A 17,642-nucleotide genomic window follows, 5' to 3' on the forward strand; every position below is an offset into this window, starting at 1 on the left:
AAGTGGATTCGATGAAGGGGGTTACTTGCGCACGACCGGGAGGCCGTCGGCCTGCCACTGCATCATGCCGCCCTTGAGCTTGAGCACGCGAGGGTAGCCGGCCTTGGCCAGCTTGGCCACGGTCATGCCCGCCGTCTGGCCCGACTTGCAGACCACGATGATCGGCTTTTCCTTGACCTTGTTGAGCTCGCCCAGGCGCTCGTCGATGCGGCTCTGGGGGATGTTGCGCGCCCCGGCGATATGGCCGGCCTTGAAGGCGTCGGCATCGCGAGTATCCACCACCACCGCATCCTCGCGGTTGATCAGCTGGGTCGCCTCGCTCGCGGTCACGCCGTTGGCGCTGCTGTTGCGGACCTCGTAGAGGATCCAGGCGGTCAGCACCATCAGGAAGGCGCCCACCAGCAGCGGGTGGTTCTGCACGAATTCAAACAGCTGATCGATCATGGGTCCAGATAACTCTTGTCTCGGTGCACGAAGGGGAAGGCCGGGGCCAGGCGGGCCCGCCGAATGAACGGCGCCCAGTATACACGACGTCCCGCGGGCTGCGGCCGGCAATGACGCCCGGCGGCGCCATACGATATCATGCCGCAATCCGCCATCTGCCGCGACCCCGCCCGCTTCCCGGCCGCCCCGGGGCAGCACACCGGCGCAGCGCCTGCGCTGCAAGCCATCCCGGGCACTGAAGTGTCGCCAGCCACGCATCGAGGACAGCCCCATGACGAACCCCGCCAGCCAGAGCACGCCACGCCCGGTCGCCCTGATCATCCTGGACGGCTACGGCCATAACCCGGACGCCGCCCACAACGCCGTGCTGGCCGCCCGCACCCCGGTGATGGACCGCCTGCAGCAGGCGCATCCGGCGACCCTGATCCACACCGACGGCCGCCACGTGGGCCTGCCCGACGGCCAGATGGGCAACTCCGAGGTGGGCCACATGAACCTCGGCGCCGGCCGCGTCGTCTACCAGGACTTCACCCGCATCACCAAGGCGATCGAGGACGGCGACCTGGATCTCATCGACGCCCTGACCGCGCCCATCGATGCCGCCGTGGCGGCGGGCCGGGCGGTGCACCTGCTGGGCCTGCTCTCCCCGGGCGGCGTGCACAGCCACGACGACCACTTCATTGCCATGGCCGAGCTGGCCGCCCGCCGCGGCGCGCAGCGTATCTACGTCCACGGCTTCCTGGACGGTCGCGACATGCCGCCCAAGAGCGCCCTGGCCTCCCTCGAGCGCGCCAACGGGCGCCTCGCCGAGCTGGTCGGCGCCGACAACGGCTTCGTCGCCTCCATCATCGGCCGCTACTACGCCATGGACCGCGACAACCGCTGGGATCGCGTCGAGAAGGCCTACCGCCTGCTCACCGAGGGTGTCGGCGAGTTCGAGGCGGTGAGCGCCGAGGAGGGGCTGCGCGCCGCCTACGAGCGCGGCGAGACCGACGAGTTCGTGGCCGCTACCAGCATCCGCCCCACCGGCGCCCCGGTGGTGCTGGAGGAGGGCGACGCCGCCATCTTCATGAACTTCCGCGCCGATCGCGCCCGGGAGCTGACCCGCGCCTTCGTCCAGGAAAACTTCGACGGCTTCGAGCGCCGCGTCTGCCCGCGCCTCGCCGCCGACGGCCTGGTGATGCTGACCCAGTATGCCGCCGACATCCCCGCCCCCGCGGCCTTCCCGCCGGCGTCGCTCACCAACACCCTGGGCGAGGTGATGGAGAGCCGCGGCCTGACCCAGCTGCGCATCGCCGAGACCGAGAAGTACGCCCACGTCACCTTCTTCTTCTCCGGCGGCCGCGAGGCCGAGTAGCAGGGCGAGACCCGGATCCTGGTGCCCTCCCCCCAGGATGTGAAGACCTACGACGAGAAGCCTGAGATGAGCGCCGTCGAGGTCACCGACAAGCTGGTGGCGGCCATCGAGTCCGGCGACTACGACCTGATCGTCTGCAACTACGCCAACGGCGACATGGTCGGCCACACCGACGACTTCGACGCCGCGGTGAAGGCCATCGAGGCCGTCGACACCTGCGTGGGCCGGGTGGTGGAGGCGATCGAGAAGGTCGGCGGCGCCTGCCTGGTGACCGCCGACCACGGCAACGCCGAGCAGATGGTCAACCCGGAGACCGGCAACCCCCAGACCGCCCACACCACCTTCGCTGTGCCGCTGATCTACGTGGGCCCGCGCCCGGCGCGGCTCCAGGAGGACGGCAGCCTGTGCGACATCGCCCCGACGCTGCTGACCCTGATGGACCAGCCGGTGCCGGAGGAGATGACCGGCCGGGTGCTGGTCGACTTCGACGCGGCCTCCTGACGCGGGCCGCCCCATGGCCAGCCCACGCCGCCTGCCCCGAGGGGCAGGCCGGCTTACGGTGGCGCTGCTGGCGCTCTGCCTGGCCGCGCCGCTGGCCGCCCAGCCGAGCGAGCGGGCGGCCCGGGAGCGGCTCGATGCCATCGGCAGCGAGATCCAGGGGGTCTCGCGACGCCTGACCACCACGCGGGAGGCCCAGGCGGAGGCCAGCCAGGGACTGCGCCGGGTGGAGACCGCCCTGGCCGAGACCCATCGTCGCCTCGACCTCCTGCAGGAGGAGCGCGAGGAGCTGGGCGACGAGATCGTCACCCTGGAGCGGCGCCGCGACCTGCTGGAGGCGGAGCGCGCCGACCAGGTCGAGGCCCTGAATATCCAGCTCGATGCCCTCTACCGTCTGGGCCAGAGCCCGCAGCTCAAGCTGCTGCTCAACCAGGACGACCCCGCCCGCCTCGACCGCCTACAGCACTACCTCAACCATCTCTCCCGGGCCCGCAACGCGCGTCTCGATGAGCTGGCCCGGCTCGATACCGCCCTGGGCGAGACCCGCCGCGAGCTCGACGCCCGCGGCGAGCGCCTCGACGCCCTGGCCACGGAGCTCGCCGCCCGCTCCAGCGACCTGGCCGAGCAGATGCGCGAACGAGCCGCGCTGGTGGCCGACCTCGACAGCCGCTACGCCAGCGAACAGGTCCGCCTGACGGAGCTGGAGCAGGATCGCGCTCATGCCGAGCGGGTGCTGCGCCAGGTGCAGGAGGAGCTGGCCAGGCTCGAGCGCCCGCCCCCCTCCACCGCCATCGAGCAGACCCGGGGCGACCTGCCCTGGCCGGTGCAGGGCAGCGTCGCCTCGCGCTTCCGGGCCGGCGACGGTGTGCATCGCAACGGCATCCTGATCCAGGCCGCCGAGGGCACGCCGGTCCGGGCCGTGCACGCCGGCCGGGTGGTGTTCGCCGACTGGATGCGCGGCTTCGGCAACCTGCTGATCATCGACCACGGCGATCAGGTGATGACCCTGCACGCCCACCTCCAGCAGTTCGGCGTGCAGGTGGGGCAGGCGGTCTCCCGGGGTGACGTGCTGGGAGCGGTGGGCAACAGCGGTGGCCACCAGCGTCCGGCGCTCTACTTCGAGGTGCGCCGCGGCGGCGATCCCATCGATCCGCAGTCGTGGATCGCCACGCGCTGAGGAGCGCGCTATTTCCCTGCCCGGGGCCGCCGGGCTATGCTGGCTCCCTACCGTCCCGGAACAGCGGAGATCGCATGACCCCAGCGCTTCCCATGCCTGGCAGGGCCGGCCTCGCCCTCTCGCCGCGACGCCTGCTGGCCTCGCTGCTGCCCGTCGCCCTGCTGGCGCTCCCCCTGCCCGCCGTGAGCGCGGTGAATGACGACCTGCCGGTGGAGGAGATCCAGACCTTCGCCGAGGTGTTCGAGCGCATCAAGCGCGCCTACGTGGAGGAGGTGGACGATGCCACCCTGCTGCGCAACGCCATGCGCGGCATGCTCAGCGAGCTCGACCCCCACTCCGCCTTCCTGGATCGTGAACAGTTCCAGAGCCTGCGCGAGTCGACCCAGGGCGAGTTCGGCGGGATCGGCATCGAGGTGGGGCTCGAGGACGGCCAACTGACGGTGATCACCCCCATCGATGACACCCCGGCCTCCCGTGCCGGCCTGCAGGCCCGCGACCAGATCCTGAGCATCGACGACACCCCCACCGAGCGCCTCTCGCTGCAGGAGGCGGTCAACCTGATGCGCGGCGAGCCGGGCACCCGCATCGAGCTCACCATCCTGCGCCGCGGCGAGAGCTCGCCGCGCACCGTCACCCTGACCCGCGAGGTGATCCGCACCGAGAGCGTGCGCAGCGAGCTTTTGGAGCCAGGCTTCGGCTACCTGCGCGTCACCCAGTTCCAGACCCGCACCGGCGACCAGGTCGCCGAGCAGATTCGCCGCCTGGAGCGCGAGGCACCGCTGAGCGGCCTGGTGCTCGACCTGCGCAACAATCCCGGCGGGGTGCTGCAGGCGGCGGTGGGCGTCGCCGACGCCTTCCTCGATAGCGGCCTGATCGTCTATACCGAGGGGCGCCTGCCGGACACCGAGATGCAGTTCAGCGCCAGCCCGGGCAGCGCCGCCCCGGAAGTGCCCCTGGTGGTGCTGATCAACGGCGGCAGCGCCTCGGCGGCGGAGATCGTCGCCGGCGCCCTGCAGGACCAGCGCCGGGCGGTGGTGATGGGCACCGAGAGCTTCGGCAAGGGCTCGGTGCAGCAGATCATGCCGCTGGGCAACGGCGAGGGGCTCAAGCTCACCACGGCGCTCTACTACACCCCCAACGGCCGCTCCATCCAGGCCCAGGGCATCGAGCCCGACGTGGAGGTGGTGCGCGGCCGGGTGGAGGTGACGGAGACGGGCCGCGAGGTGCGCGAGGCGGACCTCGAGGGGCACCTGCGCTCCCGCGACGCGCCGCGGGAGCGCGCCGAGCTCAGCGAGCGCCTGCGCGAGGACTACCAGCTCGGCGAGGCGCTCAACCTGCTCAAGGCGCTCAATGTGTTGAGCCGGCGCTAGGCCGGCTCCATCAGCGGCATGTCCTAGGCAGCCGTCCCCGATGCCCCGTCGCCTGCTGCAGCAGCAGGCGCTTGAGCGGGGTAAGCCGGTCCACGGCGCCCATGCCCAGGTTGCGGGCCAGCGCCAGCGCCGGGTGGCGCGCACCGAACAGCAGCCGGAAGCCATCCATCAGCGCCAGCATGCCGGCGTTGTCGCCGCGCCGGCGCCGCGCATAGCGGGCCAGGACCCGCTCATCGCCCAGCGCCGCGCCGCGTCGCCGCGCCGCCAGCAGCTCCTCCGCCAGCACCGCCGCATCCATCAGCCCGAGGTTAACCCCCTGGCCCGCCAGGGGGTGAATGCTGTGGGCGGCATCCCCCACCAGCGCCAGCCCCGGCAGCACATAGCGCTCGGCATGGCGCTGCACCAGCGGGAAGGCCACCGCGCGGTCCACCACCGTCACCTCACCCAGCCGATGGTCGATGGCCGCCGCTAGCGCCTCTCCCAGCGCCTCGGGCGCCAGGCCCAGCAGCCGCTCGGCCTCCTCCGGCGAGGTGGACCAGACGATGGAGCAGTGGTCAGACTCGCCGTTCAGGCGCAGCGGCAGGAAGGCCAGGGGGCCGGTGGGCAGGAAGGCCTGACGGGCCACCTCGCCGTGGGGCCTCGCCACCTTCACCGTGGTCACCATTGCCCGGTGGCCGGTATCGCGCTGGCGGGTCTCGATGCCGGCGAGCTCGCGCAGCGGCGAGCGGGCGCCATCGGCGGCCACCACCAGGGGGGCCACCAGACGGCGGCCATCCGCCAGGTGCACGCACCGCCCCCCCTCGGCGTCCGTCAAGCCGGTCACTCGGGCACCCAGCAGCAGCCGCACCGAGGGCAGCGCCACCAGGCGCCGCTCCAGGGCGGCCTGGGTCACGTCGTTCTCGACGATATGGCCCAGCTTCGCCACTCCGGCCTGCTCGGCGGAGAAGCTCACCTCGCCGCTGCCCTCGGCTTCCCACACCTGCATGAACCGGTAGGGGCTGATGCGACGCGCCGCCATCCACTCCCAGGCACCGAGCCGCTCCAGCAGCCGCTGGGAGACCGGCGTCAGCGCGCTGACCCGCATGCCGGGCCGCCCACGCCCCACCGCCTCGTGGTCCAGCAGCGACTCGCGGGCGTCCACCAGGGCCACCTCGACACCCGCCTGGCCCAGCAGGCAGGCCAGGGCCGCCCCGACCATGCCGGCCCCGACCACCACCACCTCGGCGTGCTCCGCGACGCCCGCCGGTCGTTCGTCGTGGCCCTGAGGCTCCGCACTCGCCTCCATCGGCCGCTCCTTGCCCACTGCACTCATGGTCGCTTCCTCATGATGTCTCTCCTCTAGCGTTCCAGCCCCATGGCGCGCCGTGCCAGGCCGCGGCGCAGCGGGCCGGCCAGGTTGAGGCCGATCAGCCCCGCCGCCCGGGCATGGGAGAGCAGCGCGCTCTCGATGCCGAACAGCCGCACCAGGCCATCGCTGAACCGGACCACGTTGTGACGGTCGGCGTGGCGGCGCGCCTCGAAGTCGGCCAGCACCCCGGCGCTGCCCGGTGCCTCGCCGCGCTGCCGGCCGGCCTCCATGGCGGCCACCAGGTCCATCACCCCGCGCAGCGCCAGGTTGAAGCCCTGCCCCGCCACCGGATGCAGCGCATGGGCCGCGTTGCCCAGCACCGCCAGGCCCGGGCGCGTGGTCTCGCGAGCGGTCACCAGGCTCAGCGGATAGGCATGGCGGCTCCCCACCCGCCGGAACCGTCCGGCGCGGTCGCCGAAGGCCCGCTGCAGCTCGGCCAGGAAGTCGCCGTCGCCGAGGGCCAGCCGGCGCTGCTCGGCGCCCAGCGGGTGGGTCCAGACCAGCTCCATGGCCTGGCCGCGCAGCGGCAGCAGGGCGATGGGGCCCTCCGGGGTGAAGCGCTCCCAGGCCTCCCCGTCGTGGGGCCGGCTCAGCTCGACGCTGGTGATCAGCGCCACCTGGTCGTAGGGGTGGCTGTCGCTCTCGATGCCGAGCCGCTCCTTGAGCCCCGAGCGGCCGCCGTCGGCCAGCACGGTGAGCCCGGCCTCGAGGCGCTCCCCGTCGGAGAGGGTGAGACGGTGGCCGCCGGACGTCGGCGCGATCTTCTCCACCCTGGCCGGACAGTGCCAGGCGATGGGCAGCTCGGCCAGGCGCCGATGCAGCACCCGCCCCATCCAGGCATTGGGAATCACATGCCCCAGGGCGGCCACTCCCAGCTCCTCGCTGGTGAGCCGGGTCGCCCCGAAGCGGCCGCGTTCGCTGACGTGGATACGCCGGATCGGCGCGGCGTGCTCGGCCAGGGCCGGCCACAGCCCCATGCCGGCGAAGTGCTCCGCCGACCCCTGGGCGATGGCGCTGGCCCTGGCATCGAAGCTGGGCTGGAAGGGGGCGTCGGCCATCTCGCGGATCGGGGCGGCCTCGATCACCGCCACCGACAGGCCGGCCCGTTCGATCATGGGCACCAGGGCGCAGGCCAGGCTGGCTGGCCCCCCCCACCAGGCCGCCGCCGACGATGGCGATATCCACGCGACGCGGGGTCCGGGCGCCGCCCGGGACGGCCTCCGGGTCGCCCGCCCGGCCAGGGCGAGCTGAGGGTCGGGGTTGATTCACGGCATCTCCGAGCAGGATATTTCGTAATGTAAATTACATAATGCTGAATTCGATGGCTGTTGTGGCGATCACTCTGCCGCCATCAGCGCCTCGATCTCGTCGATTCCCTTGGGCACTCCGGCGGTTAGCACCTCATGCCCGCCGGCGGTGACCACCACATCGTCCTCGATGCGGATGCCGATGCCGCGGAAGGCGGCGGGAATATCCTCATCGGCGGGAACGTAGAGGCCGGGCTCCACGGTCAGCACCATGCCCGGCACTAGGGAGCGCGGCTCCCCCGCCTGGCGGTAGCCGCCCACGTCATGGACGTCGAGCCCCAGCCAGTGGGAGGTGGAGTGCAGGTAGAAGCGCCGGTAGCTCTCGTCATCGATGCGCGCCTGCACCTCGCCCTCGAGCAGCCCCAGGCCGATCAGCCCCTCGGTGAGGCCCCGCACCACGCCCTCGTGGAGCTCGGCCAGGGTCACCCCGGGCGCGATCGCCGCCACGGCCCGCTCCTGAACCCCCAGCACCAGGGCATAGAGGGCGCGCTGGGCCTCGCTGAAGCGGCCGTTTACCGGGAAGGTGCGGGTGATGTCGCCGGCATAGAGGTCGAACTCGGCGCCGGCGTCGATCAGCACCAGGTCGCCGTCCCGCAGCGGGGCGCGGTTCTCGATGTAGTGCAGCACACAGGCATTGGCGCCGCCACCGACGATGCTGGCGTAGGCCGGCCCGCTGCCGCCCTGCCAGCGGAACTCGTGCTCCAGCTCGGCCTGGAGGTGGTACTCGGCGAGCCCCGGGCGCGCCGTGCGCATGGCCCGCACATGGGCCCTAGCGGAGATCCGTGCGGCATGGCGCAGCAGCGCGAGCTCCGCCTCGCTCTTGATCAGCCGCGCCTCGTGGAGCAGCGGCGCCACGTCCGCCAGCGCCGCCGGGGGCGAAGCGCCCTGGCGGACCCTGGCCGCCAGGGCGCTGCGCACCTCCTCGGCGATGGCCATGGCCTCGGGGCTGTCCAGGGGCAGGTAGAGGGTGCGACGGCCGTCCAGCATCGCCTCGAGCCGCTCGTCGCGCTCGGCGTTCTCGAAGGCCTGGTCCACCGCGTGCTCGCGCACTGCACCCTCGGCGCCCAGCCGGATGCCGGTCCAGGCCTCCATCAGCGGATTGCGATCCTGGCAGAAGAGCACGCTCTCGCCCTCGGGGCGCCCCGGCAGCAGCACCAGCAGGGCATCGGGCTCCGGGAATCCCGTCAGGTAGTGGAAGTCGCTGTCCTGGCGGAAGGGAAACTCGCTGTCCCGGGAGCGGGTGACCAGGGAGGCACCGGGCAGCAGCACGGCGCTGTCGGCGGGCAGCGCCGCCATCAGGGCGCGGCGCCGCGCCAGGTACTCATCGTTGGTGATGGGGGCAGGGCGGGGCAGGATCTCGGGCAGCATGGAGGCTCCTCTGGATGGGGGTCGGCGGCTGGGCTCAGGCAGGCACAGGGTCAGTGGCGGGTGTCGTCCCCGGCATCCTCGACCTGGGGCCTGCCGGGATGCTGCTCGGTGTAGAGCAGCATGGCGGCCATGCGGACATGTTCGGTGAGGGCGAAGAGGTCCCCCTCGTTCTCGGCGCTCTCCTCGAGCTCGACCTCCATGGCAGCCACGGCGGCCAGGTCGTCGAGGGCTTCACGCAGGGCAGGCGACCAGGCCTCGCGGGGGCCGTCACCGGCGTCCCTGACCACCTCCAGGAAGCCCAGGGTCCACTCCTGGAGCCCCCGGGCGCGCTCGGCCAGGGAGAAGAGATCGTCGGGCAGCAGCGGCTCGAAGCCGAGCTCGCTGCCGGCCAGGGCGTCGAGGGTCTGGCGCCGCCAGCCGAGGAAGCGTTCGGCACTGGGCTCGTCGCGGGGCTGCTCGACGCCCAGTGCCAGGCAGACCTCCTCGAGCCAGGCCTCGGCGGAGAGGTCGTGCATGGCCAGGCCAGCACACAGGCGGCCATCCAGGAAGGCCGGCGACTGCATGCTGCCGTGGAGCAGAAAGAGGTCGGCGATGGTGGAGAAGTCCTGGCGTTCGTTGATCAGTGACATGAGATGATCCGTGACGGGTGCGGGCAAGAAAGAGCCTCGCCGGGGGCGGCGCGTTGACCGCCCCGGAAGGGCTCTCTTATAGTGAGGTCCGAAACCTTTCCTGCCATGGATGTTAACGCATCGGGCCACCGGGGCGCGCGGCAGCTCTCCCGGCAGGCCGACCCGGAGCCTTCCGATGACCGACGCCTCGCGTCCGACCACCGATATCACCCTGCTGGGGCGCAGCTACATCATTGCCTGCCCGCCCGACGAGCAGGACAAGCTGGAGCGCGCCGCCCGCTACCTGGACCGCGCCATGGGCGGCATCCACGCCCAGAACAACCTGCTTGGCACCGAGCGGATCGCCATCATGGCGGCCCTCAACATCGCCAACGAACTCCTCGAGGCACTGGACACCCAGCGCGCCAGCGAGCGTCACCTGGACACGCTGAGTGCCCGCCTGGCGCGCGCTCTGGCCGATGCCCCCCAGCGCTGAGCGCCCGCTGCAGAATCCGTTGGCCACTCCCAGTGGCTCTGGTAGGATGAAGGTGTTCCCTGGGGTGTTTGCCAGTCGTTATCGTCCCTCGAGCCTATGCGCAGTACCCAGGGGGCCATATGCTAGCCGGACCCGTGTGCATGTCCGTGCGTCGGAAAGCCTGACGGTTCGGCTGCGGCCACCCACCTTGAACCACTGGGTTCAAGGGCCAGAACGACAGCGGCACTCTGGGGAACCTCGTCTGCCATGACCCACCTCATGACGACACCAGCCGCACCCCTTCTTCTCGAATCCTTCGACGGTTCTCGCCAGGCCCTGCGCCGCGAGCTGCGTCGACGTCGTCGTGCCCTGACCCCAGAGCAGCGCCAGGCCGCCAGCCAACGCCTGTGCCGCCGGCTGCGCCGGCTGCCGGAGGTCCAGCGCGCCCGGCGGGTCGCCCTCTACCTGCCCAACGATGCCGAGATCGCCCCCACGCCGCTCATCGGCTGGCTGCGTCGTCGCGGCGCCCGCGTCCACCTGCCGGTGCTGCGTCCACTCTCGCGCAACCGGCTGTGGTTCGTGCACTACCACCCCGACACCCCCATGGCGACCAATCGCTACGGCATCCCGGAGCCCGAGACCCGCCATGGCGCCCATCGCGCCCGGCGCCTGCCCGCCTGGGCCCTGGACCTGATCCTGCTGCCGCTGGTGGGCTTCGACGAGGAGGGGCAGCGCATGGGCATGGGCGGCGGCTTCTACGACCGCAGCCTGGCCTTCACCCGCCGCCCCGGCCCGCGGCCAAGGCTGGTCGGCCTGGCCCACGAGTGCCAGCGGGTCGCCTCCCTGCCGGTGGAGCCCTGGGACGTGCCGCTGGACGCCATTGTCAGCGACGCCCGGGTCATTCGGCCCTGATACCCACGCCCAACACGACGAACGGGGCGATGCCTCTCGGCATCGCCCCGTTCGCTATCGTTCTCTGGTCATGGCGCTGTCGGCCGCCTCGCCGGGCTCAGCTGCCCGCGAGCGCCTGGGCGTAGCCGGTCGCCACGAGGCCGATACAGAACAGCAGCACCAGTGCCATGACCAGATCGGGCTTGCGCTTCATCATCGACTCCGTAGGGGGGGGGGAACTGGGCGTGACTATAGGGCCATCCGGCCCTCACCACAACCGTCCTTACCCAACGCTTACAGATTGAAACACCCGGCTGCCGTGGCACAGGGCGCGAGTCAGCACTTACCCCACCGGGACACCCGGTCAGGCCATGAACAGCCGGTAGGCGGCGTTGTCCGTCTCCTTCCAGTAGCGATAGCCGATCTCGTCGAAGTGCTCCTTCACGTGGGTGCGGTCACCGTTGGGGATCTGCATGCCGACCAGCACCCGGCCGTAGGCGGCACCATGGTTGCGGTAGTGGAACAGCGAGATGTTCCAGTCGTGGGGCAGGTGGGTCAGGAAGTTCATCAGCGCGCCCGGGCGCTCCGGGAATTCGAAGCGGTAGACCTCCTCGTCGAAGTGCTCCTTCGGCCGGCCGCCGCCCAGGTGGCGGATATGCAGCTTGGCGAGCTCGTTGTCGGTGAGGTCCTCCACCGGGTAGCCCGCCTCCCGCAGGCGGTCGATCACCGCCTGGCGATCCTCGCCGCCCGGCTTGACCTGGACGCCGACGAAGATATGGGCGTTCTCGGGGTCGGCATAGCGGTAGTTGAACTCGGTGACCATGCGCTTGCCGATGGTCTTGCAGAATTTCTTGAAGCTGCCCGGCTGCTCGGGAATGGTCACCGCGAGGATCGCCTCGCGCTGCTCGCCCAGTTCGGTGCGCTCGGCGATATGCTGCAGGCGGTCGAAGTTGGTGTTGGCGCCGGAGTTGATGCACAGCAGGGTCTGCCCTTCGGCGCCGGTCTGCTGGATGTACTTCTTGAGGCCCGCCAGGGACAGGGCGCCGGAGGTCTCCGAGACCGCCCGGGTATCCTCGAAGATATCCTTCACCGCGGCACACATCTCGTCGGTGTTGACGGTGATGACGTCGTCGATCAGGTCGCGGACGATGGAGAAGGGCACCTTGCCGATCTGCGCCACGGCCACCCCCTCGGCGAAGACGCCGACCTGCCCCAGGGTCACTCGCCGCCCGGCCTCCATGGCCGCCTTCAGGCAGGCGCTGTCCTCGGCCTCGACGCCGATCACCTTGATGTCCGGGCGTAGGTACTTCACATAGGCGGCCACCCCGGCGATCAGGCCGCCGCCGCCCACCGGCACGAAGATGGCGTCCAGGCGGCCCGCGTGCTGGCGCAGGACCTCCACTGCCACGGTGCCCTGACCGGCGATCACGTCGATGTCGTCGAAGGGCGGAATATAGGTGTAGCCGTGCTCCTTGATCAGCTCCTGGGCGTGCTCGGCGGCCGCGGCGAAGGCATCGCCCTTGAGCACCACCTTGGCCCCGCGGGCTCGCACCGCCTGGACCTTGATCTCCGGCGTGATGCGCGGCATCACGATCACCGCCTTGACGCCCATCAGCTTGGCGGCCATGGCCAGCCCCTGGGCATGATTGCCGGCGGACGCCGCGATCACGCCCCTGGCCTTCTGGGCCTCGCTGAGCTGGGCCATCTTGTTGTAGGCGCCGCGAATCTTGAATGAATAGACCGGCAGGAGGTCCTCGCGCTTGATCAGGATGGTGTTGTTGAAGCGACGGGAGAGGAAGGGTGCCGGGGAGATCGGCGTTTCCCGGGCGGCTTCGTAGACCCGGGCCTGGAGAATCTTCTTGACGGTAGCTTCGAGCATCCTGATATCCCAGAGGCGTGACGCGGGGCGCCAGACGGTTGCTGCACTGCAGAGAACCCCTATTGGTAGCATCCCGGCCGGCCTGGCGTCCAGCGGCGCCATGGCTGGCTGGGCTACCGCAATTACCGATAGGGTGAGAGCGAAAGGCGCCGGGGACAGGTCGGAGAGGGGGTCCGAGGACCAGGGATGGCCGAGGTAGCCTACAGGGAAGTACTCGTAGCGCCCCCTCGAGGGCCTGTCACCGGAACAGCCTTGAGCGGCACTGCCAACTTCGATGGCCCTGATCGGCAGACGGGCCTCGCTGGCCTATAATGGCGCCCGACTTCCCGCCCATCCATTCCGCCGATTCACCCCACCCAAGGAGAGCGACCCATGACCCAGGCCGGCCTGACCCAGGATCAGCTGAAGGACGCCGTGGCCGCGGCCGCCATCGACGAGATCAAGCCCTGGCTTTCGCGCAGCACCGTGCTCGGCATCGGCACCGGCTCCACCGCCAACCTGTTCATCGACCGGCTGGCCGCCCTGCGCGACGACTTCAAGGGCGCCGTGGCGAGCTCCGAGGCCAGCGCCGAGCGCCTGCGCGGCCACGGCATCGAGGTGTTCGAGCTCAACAGCGTCGGCACCGTGCCCTTCTACATCGACGGTGCCGACGAAGTGAACGCTCACCTGCACATGATCAAGGGCGGCGGCGCGGCCCTGACCCGGGAGAAGATCGTCGCCGCCTGCGCGGAGAGGTTCATCTGCATCGCCGATGCCTCCAAGAAGGTCGAGCGGCTGGGCGAGTTCCCGCTGCCGGTGGAGGTGATTCCCATGGCGCGCTCCTACGTGGCCCGGGAGCTGGTCAAGCTGGGCGCCGATCCGGTCTATCGCGAGGGGGTGGTCACCGACAACGGCAACCAGATCATCGACTGCTTCGAGTTCATGATCGACGACCCGGTGGCCATGGAGGCCAGAATCAACGCCATCGTCGGCGTGGTCACCAACGGCCTGTTCGCCGCCCGCGGCGCCGACGTGCTGCTGCTGGGAACCGAGCACGGCGTGGAGCGACTGACTCCCGCCTGACCTGCCCCGACGGCGAAGCGAGCCCTCACTTCGTCGGCAGCAGCCGCGCCAGGCCCTCGAGGGTGCGCGCCAGCGCCCCGCGGTTGGCCGCCACCACGGCGCGGCCCGCCTCGCCGAGCCGGCGCCGCTCGGTGGGGTCGGCGAAGAGCGCCGCCAGGGCGGCGGCCAGCGCCGCCTCATCGGCCGCCTCTACCAGGGCCTCGGCCTCGCGCAGCACCTCGGCCACCTCCGCGAAGTTGGCAAGCGCAGGCCCCGTGAGCACCGGCACGCCGAGGGCGGCCGGCTCCAGCAGGTTGTGGCCGCCGATCGGCACCAGGCTGCCCCCCACGAAGGCAAGATCCCCCGCGCCGTAGAGCGCCAGCAGCTCCCCCATGGTATCCCCCAGGTAGACGGCCGTGGTGGCCGTGGGCCACTCGTCGCGGGAGCGGCGCGCCAGGGGCATGCCCGCCTGCTCGCAGAGCATCGCGACCTCGTCGAAGCGCTGGGGGTGGCGGGGCACCAGCACCAGCAGCGCCTCGGGCCGGCGCTCGCACAGCCTGGCATGGGCGGCCAGCAGCGCCGCCTCCTCGCCCTCATGGGTGGAGCCGGCCACCCACACCGGCCGCTCGCCCAGGCGAGTACGCAAGCCCTCACTCACCTCGAAAGCCTTGTCATCGATGGCGATATCGAACTTGAGCGAGCCCACCACGGCGGTATGCTTGGCGGCCATGCCGAGTGCCCGGAAGCGCTCCCCATCCGCGGCGGACTTGGCCGCCAGCCAGTCGACGCAGGCCAGGGCCTCGCCCATCAGAGGGCGCAGGCGCCGATAGCCCCGGAAGGCCCTGGGGGATAGCCGGCCATTGATCACCGCCACCGGCACGCCGCGACGCCGGCAGGCGTGGAGCAGGTTGGGCCACAACTCGGTCTCGAAGAAGAGCGCCAGTTCGGGACGCAGGCGCTCGGCGCTCGACGAAGCGCGCGGCGGCGGCGGGAAAGTCCAGCGGCACGAAGCGGTGGACGAGGCGGCCGTCGTCGCGGGATGCCGCCAGGGCCAGTGCCCGCTCGGCGCCGGTGGCGGTCATGGTCGTGAGGGTGAGGCGGTGCCCGGGATAGCGCGCCAGCAGCGCCTCGATCAGCGGCCGGGCCGCCAGCACCTCGCCCACGGAAGCGCAGTGCAGCCACAGCATGGGCTCGCCGGGCGGCGTCTCGGGAATGCGCCCCAGGCGCAGGGCCCGGGGACTCTCGCCAGCCTCCCCGCGGGCGTCAGTGAGCGCATGCTCACGGCGGATACGCCACCAGATCAGTGGCGACAGCAGATGCAGCGCCACCGAGTAGAGGGCCCGGGGCCAGCCCATCAGGCCTCACGGTCGAGGATGGTGGAGATCATCGCCGTGGTGGAGACGCCATCCTCGAAGCCCAGCACCTGGACCTCGCCGCCCGCCTCGCGCACCGCCTCGCCGCCGGCGATCTGCTCGGGGCGGTAGTCGCCGCCCTTGACCAGCACGTCGGGCAGCACCGCCTCGATCAGCCGCTGGGGAGTGTCCTCGGCGAAGGGCACCACCCAGCCCACGGCGCCGAGACCGGCCAGCACCTGCATGCGCCGCGCCAGGGGGTTGATGGGGCGCTTGGGGCCCTTGAGGCGGGCGATGGAGGCGTCGTCATTGACCGCCACGATCAGCCGGTCGCCCAGCTTGCGGGCCTGCTCCAGGTAGGCCACGTGGCCGGCATGCAGGATATCGAAGCAGCCGTTGGTCATCACCCCCCGCTCGCCCCGGGCCTGGGCGGCGCGTACCGCCTCGATCAGCGCCGCCTCCTCGATCACCCCGAACTCGGCCAGCTTGTCGCCCTGCAGGGCGGTGTAGAGCTCGGCGATGGAGAGGGTCGCGGTGCCCTGCTTGGCCACCACCAGTCCCGCGGCCAGGTTGGCCAGGGTCATCGCCTCGGGGAAGGCGTGGCCGGCGGCCAGCGCCAGCCCCAGCACGCCGATCACGGTGTCACCGGCGCCGGTGACGTCGTAGACCTCCCGGGCCCGGGTCGGCAGGTGCAGCGGCTCGTGGCCCTCGCGGATCAGGGTCATGCCCTTCTCGCTGCGGGTGATCAAGAGCGCCTCGAGCGCAAGCTCGGCACGCAGCGCCTCGCCGCGCTCGGCCAGCTCGGCGTCGTCCCGGCAGTGGCCCACCACCGCCTCGAACTCGGCCAGGTTGGGGGTGATCACGCTGGCCCCGCGGTAGCGGGAGAAGTCGCTCCCCTTGGGATCCACCAGCACCCGCTTGCCGCTGGCGCGCACCAGGCGGATCAGCTCCTGGACGCGGTTCAAGGTGCCCTTGCCATAGTCGGAAAAGATGACGAGGTCCGCCTCGGGCAGCGCCGCCTCCACCTCCGCCAGCAGGCCCGCGGTGTCCACCTCGCCGAGCCCCTCCTCGAAGTCCAGGCGGATCAGCTGCTGGTTGCGGCTCATCACCCGCAGCTTGGTGATGGTCGGAATGCCGGGGCTCCTGGCGAAGTGAGTGCCCACTCCGGCGCTCTCCAGGCGGGACACCAGGCGGTCGGCATTGTCGTCGTCGCCCACCAGCCCGGCCAGGGCGGCATGGGCGCCCAGCGAGGCGATGTTGAGCGCCACGTTGGCGGCGCCGCCGGGCCGGTCCTCTGACTCCTCGACCCGCACCACCGGCACCGGCGCCTCGGGGGAGATCCGCGAGGTGCCGCCGTGCCAGTAGCGGTCGAGCATGACGTCGCCCACCACCAGCAGGCGTGAGCGCTCCAGGGAGGTCAGATCAAGTTTCATCGTCGGGAAGCTCCCTTTCCGGGTGGGTGGCGGCGGCGCGATCGAGCAGCGCCTCCAGGCGCTCGATCACATCCTCGGCGTGGATCAGCGACATGGCGTCGGGGTGGCGCACCCGCTGTCCCCAGGGAATCTCCTCCAGAGACTTGTGCAGGTAGGTGCGCACGGCGTCGGGGTAGCGATTGACCACGAACGCCTGCCAGCAGTAGGGGGCGGCGCGGTCGGGGTTGGTGGTGGCATAGAGCCCCACCACCGGGGTGCCCATGGCATTGGCCATGTGCACCGGCCCGGAGTCCGGGGCGATGACGGCCCGGGCACGGGCAATCAGCGCCAGCAGCCCCTTCAGGGAGGTGCCGCCGATGGCGTCGATCACCGCCCCCGGATCGCAGAGGGCGTGGATGCGCTCGCCCTTCTCGCGCTCCTGGGTGCTGCCACCGCCGGTGAGCAGGGTCGGCAGACCGTGCTGCTGCCAGGCGTGCTGGATCACCGCCGCATAGCCCTCGGCGGACCAGTTGCGGAAGTTGCGCAGCCGCGGGTTGGCGCAGGGGCTCATCAGCAGGTAGGGGGCGTCCCCGGTCAGCGCCAGCGCCTCGTCATGGGCCGCCTCGGGCACCGGCAGGTCCCATGCCAGGGAGAGGTCCTCCACGCCCAGCAGACGCGCGAAGTCCAGGAAGGAGTCCAGCACGTGGGCCCGGGGATGGGGCGCCAGCTGGCGATGGGTGAACCAGTGCTGGGCATCCTTGGCGCGCGCCTTGTCATAGCCCACCCGCACCCCGGCCTTGAGGCCGAGCGAGAGCACGCTGGCGCGAAGCGCCTGCTGCATGTGCAGCAGCACGTCGAAGCGGGTGTCGGCCAGCTCGCGCCACAGCGCACGCATGCCGGCAAGCCGGGTGGCCTTGTCGTAGACCACGAACTCGACCCCGGAGAGGCCGGCCAGTAGACTGTGCTCGCCCTTGCCGATGATCCAGGTGATGCGCGCCTCGGGCCACTGGCGCTGCAGGGCGCGAACCGTCGGTACCAGGTTGCAGACATCGCCCAGGGCGGAGAGTCGCAGCACGCCGATGTGTCGGGGTTGTGCAGGCAGAGGATGCTTCATG

At 71.1% G+C, this 17,642-nt stretch carries 12 protein-coding genes, 1 other RNA gene and 3 pseudogenes; 7 read left to right on the top strand and 9 right to left on the bottom strand.

Annotated elements, in window-relative coordinates; all coding sequences use genetic code 11:
- Positions 1-21: 21 nt before the first annotated feature.
- Entirely contained in the window at positions 22-444 is a 423-nt protein-coding gene (locus B6N23_RS09685) for a rhodanese-like domain-containing protein (protein WP_169956100.1), read from the bottom strand.
- Positions 445-715: 271 nt separating this feature from the next.
- Between B6N23_RS09685 and gpmI the strand changes: the two are divergent.
- The 3 genes and pseudogenes from gpmI (at position 716) to B6N23_RS09700 (ending at position 4,846) form a co-directional block, all read left to right on the top strand.
- Positions 716-2,302, top strand: a pseudogene (gene gpmI / locus B6N23_RS09690) (2,3-bisphosphoglycerate-independent phosphoglycerate mutase).
- Positions 2,303-2,315: 13 nt separating this feature from the next.
- Positions 2,316-3,476, top strand: coding sequence for a murein hydrolase activator EnvC family protein (locus B6N23_RS09695; protein WP_305498242.1), 1,161 nt, complete (start codon positions 2,316-2,318; stop codon positions 3,474-3,476).
- A 74-nt stretch (positions 3,477-3,550) separates the two neighbouring features.
- A complete protein-coding gene (locus B6N23_RS09700; protein WP_305498248.1) occupies positions 3,551-4,846 on the top strand; it encodes a S41 family peptidase in 1,296 nt (431 codons plus the stop codon).
- 10 nt (positions 4,847-4,856) lie between these two features.
- On the opposite strand, the gene B6N23_RS09705 is transcribed toward B6N23_RS09700, so the two are convergent.
- The 4 genes and pseudogenes from B6N23_RS09705 to B6N23_RS09720 all read right to left on the bottom strand — a co-directional run bounded on the left by B6N23_RS09705 (position 4,857) and on the right by B6N23_RS09720 (position 9,498).
- Positions 4,857-6,158, bottom strand: a complete 1,302-nt coding sequence (locus B6N23_RS09705; protein WP_379686522.1) for a UbiH/UbiF/VisC/COQ6 family ubiquinone biosynthesis hydroxylase — start codon at positions 6,156-6,158, stop codon at positions 4,857-4,859.
- A gap of 26 nt (positions 6,159-6,184) precedes the next feature.
- Positions 6,185-7,379, bottom strand: a pseudogene (gene ubiH, locus B6N23_RS09710) (2-octaprenyl-6-methoxyphenyl hydroxylase).
- Between the two features lie 152 nt (positions 7,380-7,531).
- Positions 7,532-8,869, bottom strand: a complete 1,338-nt coding sequence (gene pepP / locus B6N23_RS09715) for a Xaa-Pro aminopeptidase (RefSeq protein ID WP_305498249.1) — start codon at positions 8,867-8,869, stop codon at positions 7,532-7,534.
- 50 nt (positions 8,870-8,919) lie between these two features.
- The gene (locus B6N23_RS09720; protein WP_110069080.1) at positions 8,920-9,498 is read right to left on the bottom strand and encodes a UPF0149 family protein; all 579 of its coding nucleotides are present in this window, start codon (positions 9,496-9,498) and stop codon (positions 8,920-8,922) included.
- Positions 9,499-9,673: 175 nt separating this feature from the next.
- Between B6N23_RS09720 and B6N23_RS09725 the strand changes: the two genes are divergently transcribed.
- From B6N23_RS09725 to B6N23_RS09735, 3 genes are all read left to right on the top strand, one after another.
- A complete protein-coding gene (locus B6N23_RS09725) occupies positions 9,674-9,973 on the top strand; it encodes a cell division protein ZapA (RefSeq protein WP_305498251.1) in 300 nt (99 codons plus the stop codon).
- A gap of 53 nt (positions 9,974-10,026) precedes the next feature.
- A non-coding RNA gene (gene ssrS, locus B6N23_RS09730) (6S RNA) lies at positions 10,027-10,211 on the top strand.
- Between the two features lie 20 nt (positions 10,212-10,231).
- Entirely contained in the window at positions 10,232-10,864 is a 633-nt protein-coding gene (locus B6N23_RS09735) for a 5-formyltetrahydrofolate cyclo-ligase (RefSeq protein WP_305498253.1), read from the top strand.
- A gap of 343 nt (positions 10,865-11,207) precedes the next feature.
- On the opposite strand, the gene ilvA is transcribed toward B6N23_RS09735, so the two are convergent.
- A complete protein-coding gene (gene ilvA / locus B6N23_RS09740) occupies positions 11,208-12,722 on the bottom strand; it encodes a threonine ammonia-lyase, biosynthetic (protein WP_305498255.1) in 1,515 nt (504 codons plus the stop codon).
- 387 nt (positions 12,723-13,109) lie between these two features.
- Here ilvA and rpiA point away from each other — a divergent pair, with 387 nt between their 5' ends.
- A complete protein-coding gene (gene rpiA / locus B6N23_RS09745) occupies positions 13,110-13,784 on the top strand; it encodes a ribose-5-phosphate isomerase RpiA (RefSeq protein WP_110069151.1) in 675 nt (224 codons plus the stop codon).
- 25 nt (positions 13,785-13,809) lie between these two features.
- Here the strand turns inward: rpiA and waaA are convergent.
- From waaA to B6N23_RS09760, 3 genes and pseudogenes are all read right to left on the bottom strand, one after another.
- A pseudogene (gene waaA / locus B6N23_RS09750) lies at positions 13,810-15,118 on the bottom strand (lipid IV(A) 3-deoxy-D-manno-octulosonic acid transferase).
- Positions 15,118-16,548: a bifunctional D-glycero-beta-D-manno-heptose-7-phosphate kinase/D-glycero-beta-D-manno-heptose 1-phosphate adenylyltransferase HldE gene (gene hldE, locus B6N23_RS09755; RefSeq protein ID WP_305498258.1), complete on the bottom strand. Its 1,431-nt coding sequence runs from the start codon at positions 16,546-16,548 to the stop codon at positions 15,118-15,120. The pseudogene waaA and the gene hldE overlap by 1 nt, the downstream one beginning before the upstream one ends.
- Positions 16,538-17,641, bottom strand: a complete 1,104-nt coding sequence (locus B6N23_RS09760) for a glycosyltransferase family 9 protein (protein ID WP_305498259.1) — start codon at positions 17,639-17,641, stop codon at positions 16,538-16,540. The genes hldE and B6N23_RS09760 overlap by 11 nt, the downstream gene beginning before the upstream one ends.
- Position 17,642 lies beyond the last annotated feature (1 nt).

Origin of the sequence: Halomonas alkalicola, assembly GCF_030704205.1 — a bacterium.
In the GTDB taxonomy this organism is placed as follows: domain Bacteria; phylum Pseudomonadota; class Gammaproteobacteria; order Pseudomonadales; family Halomonadaceae; genus Halomonas; species Halomonas alkalicola.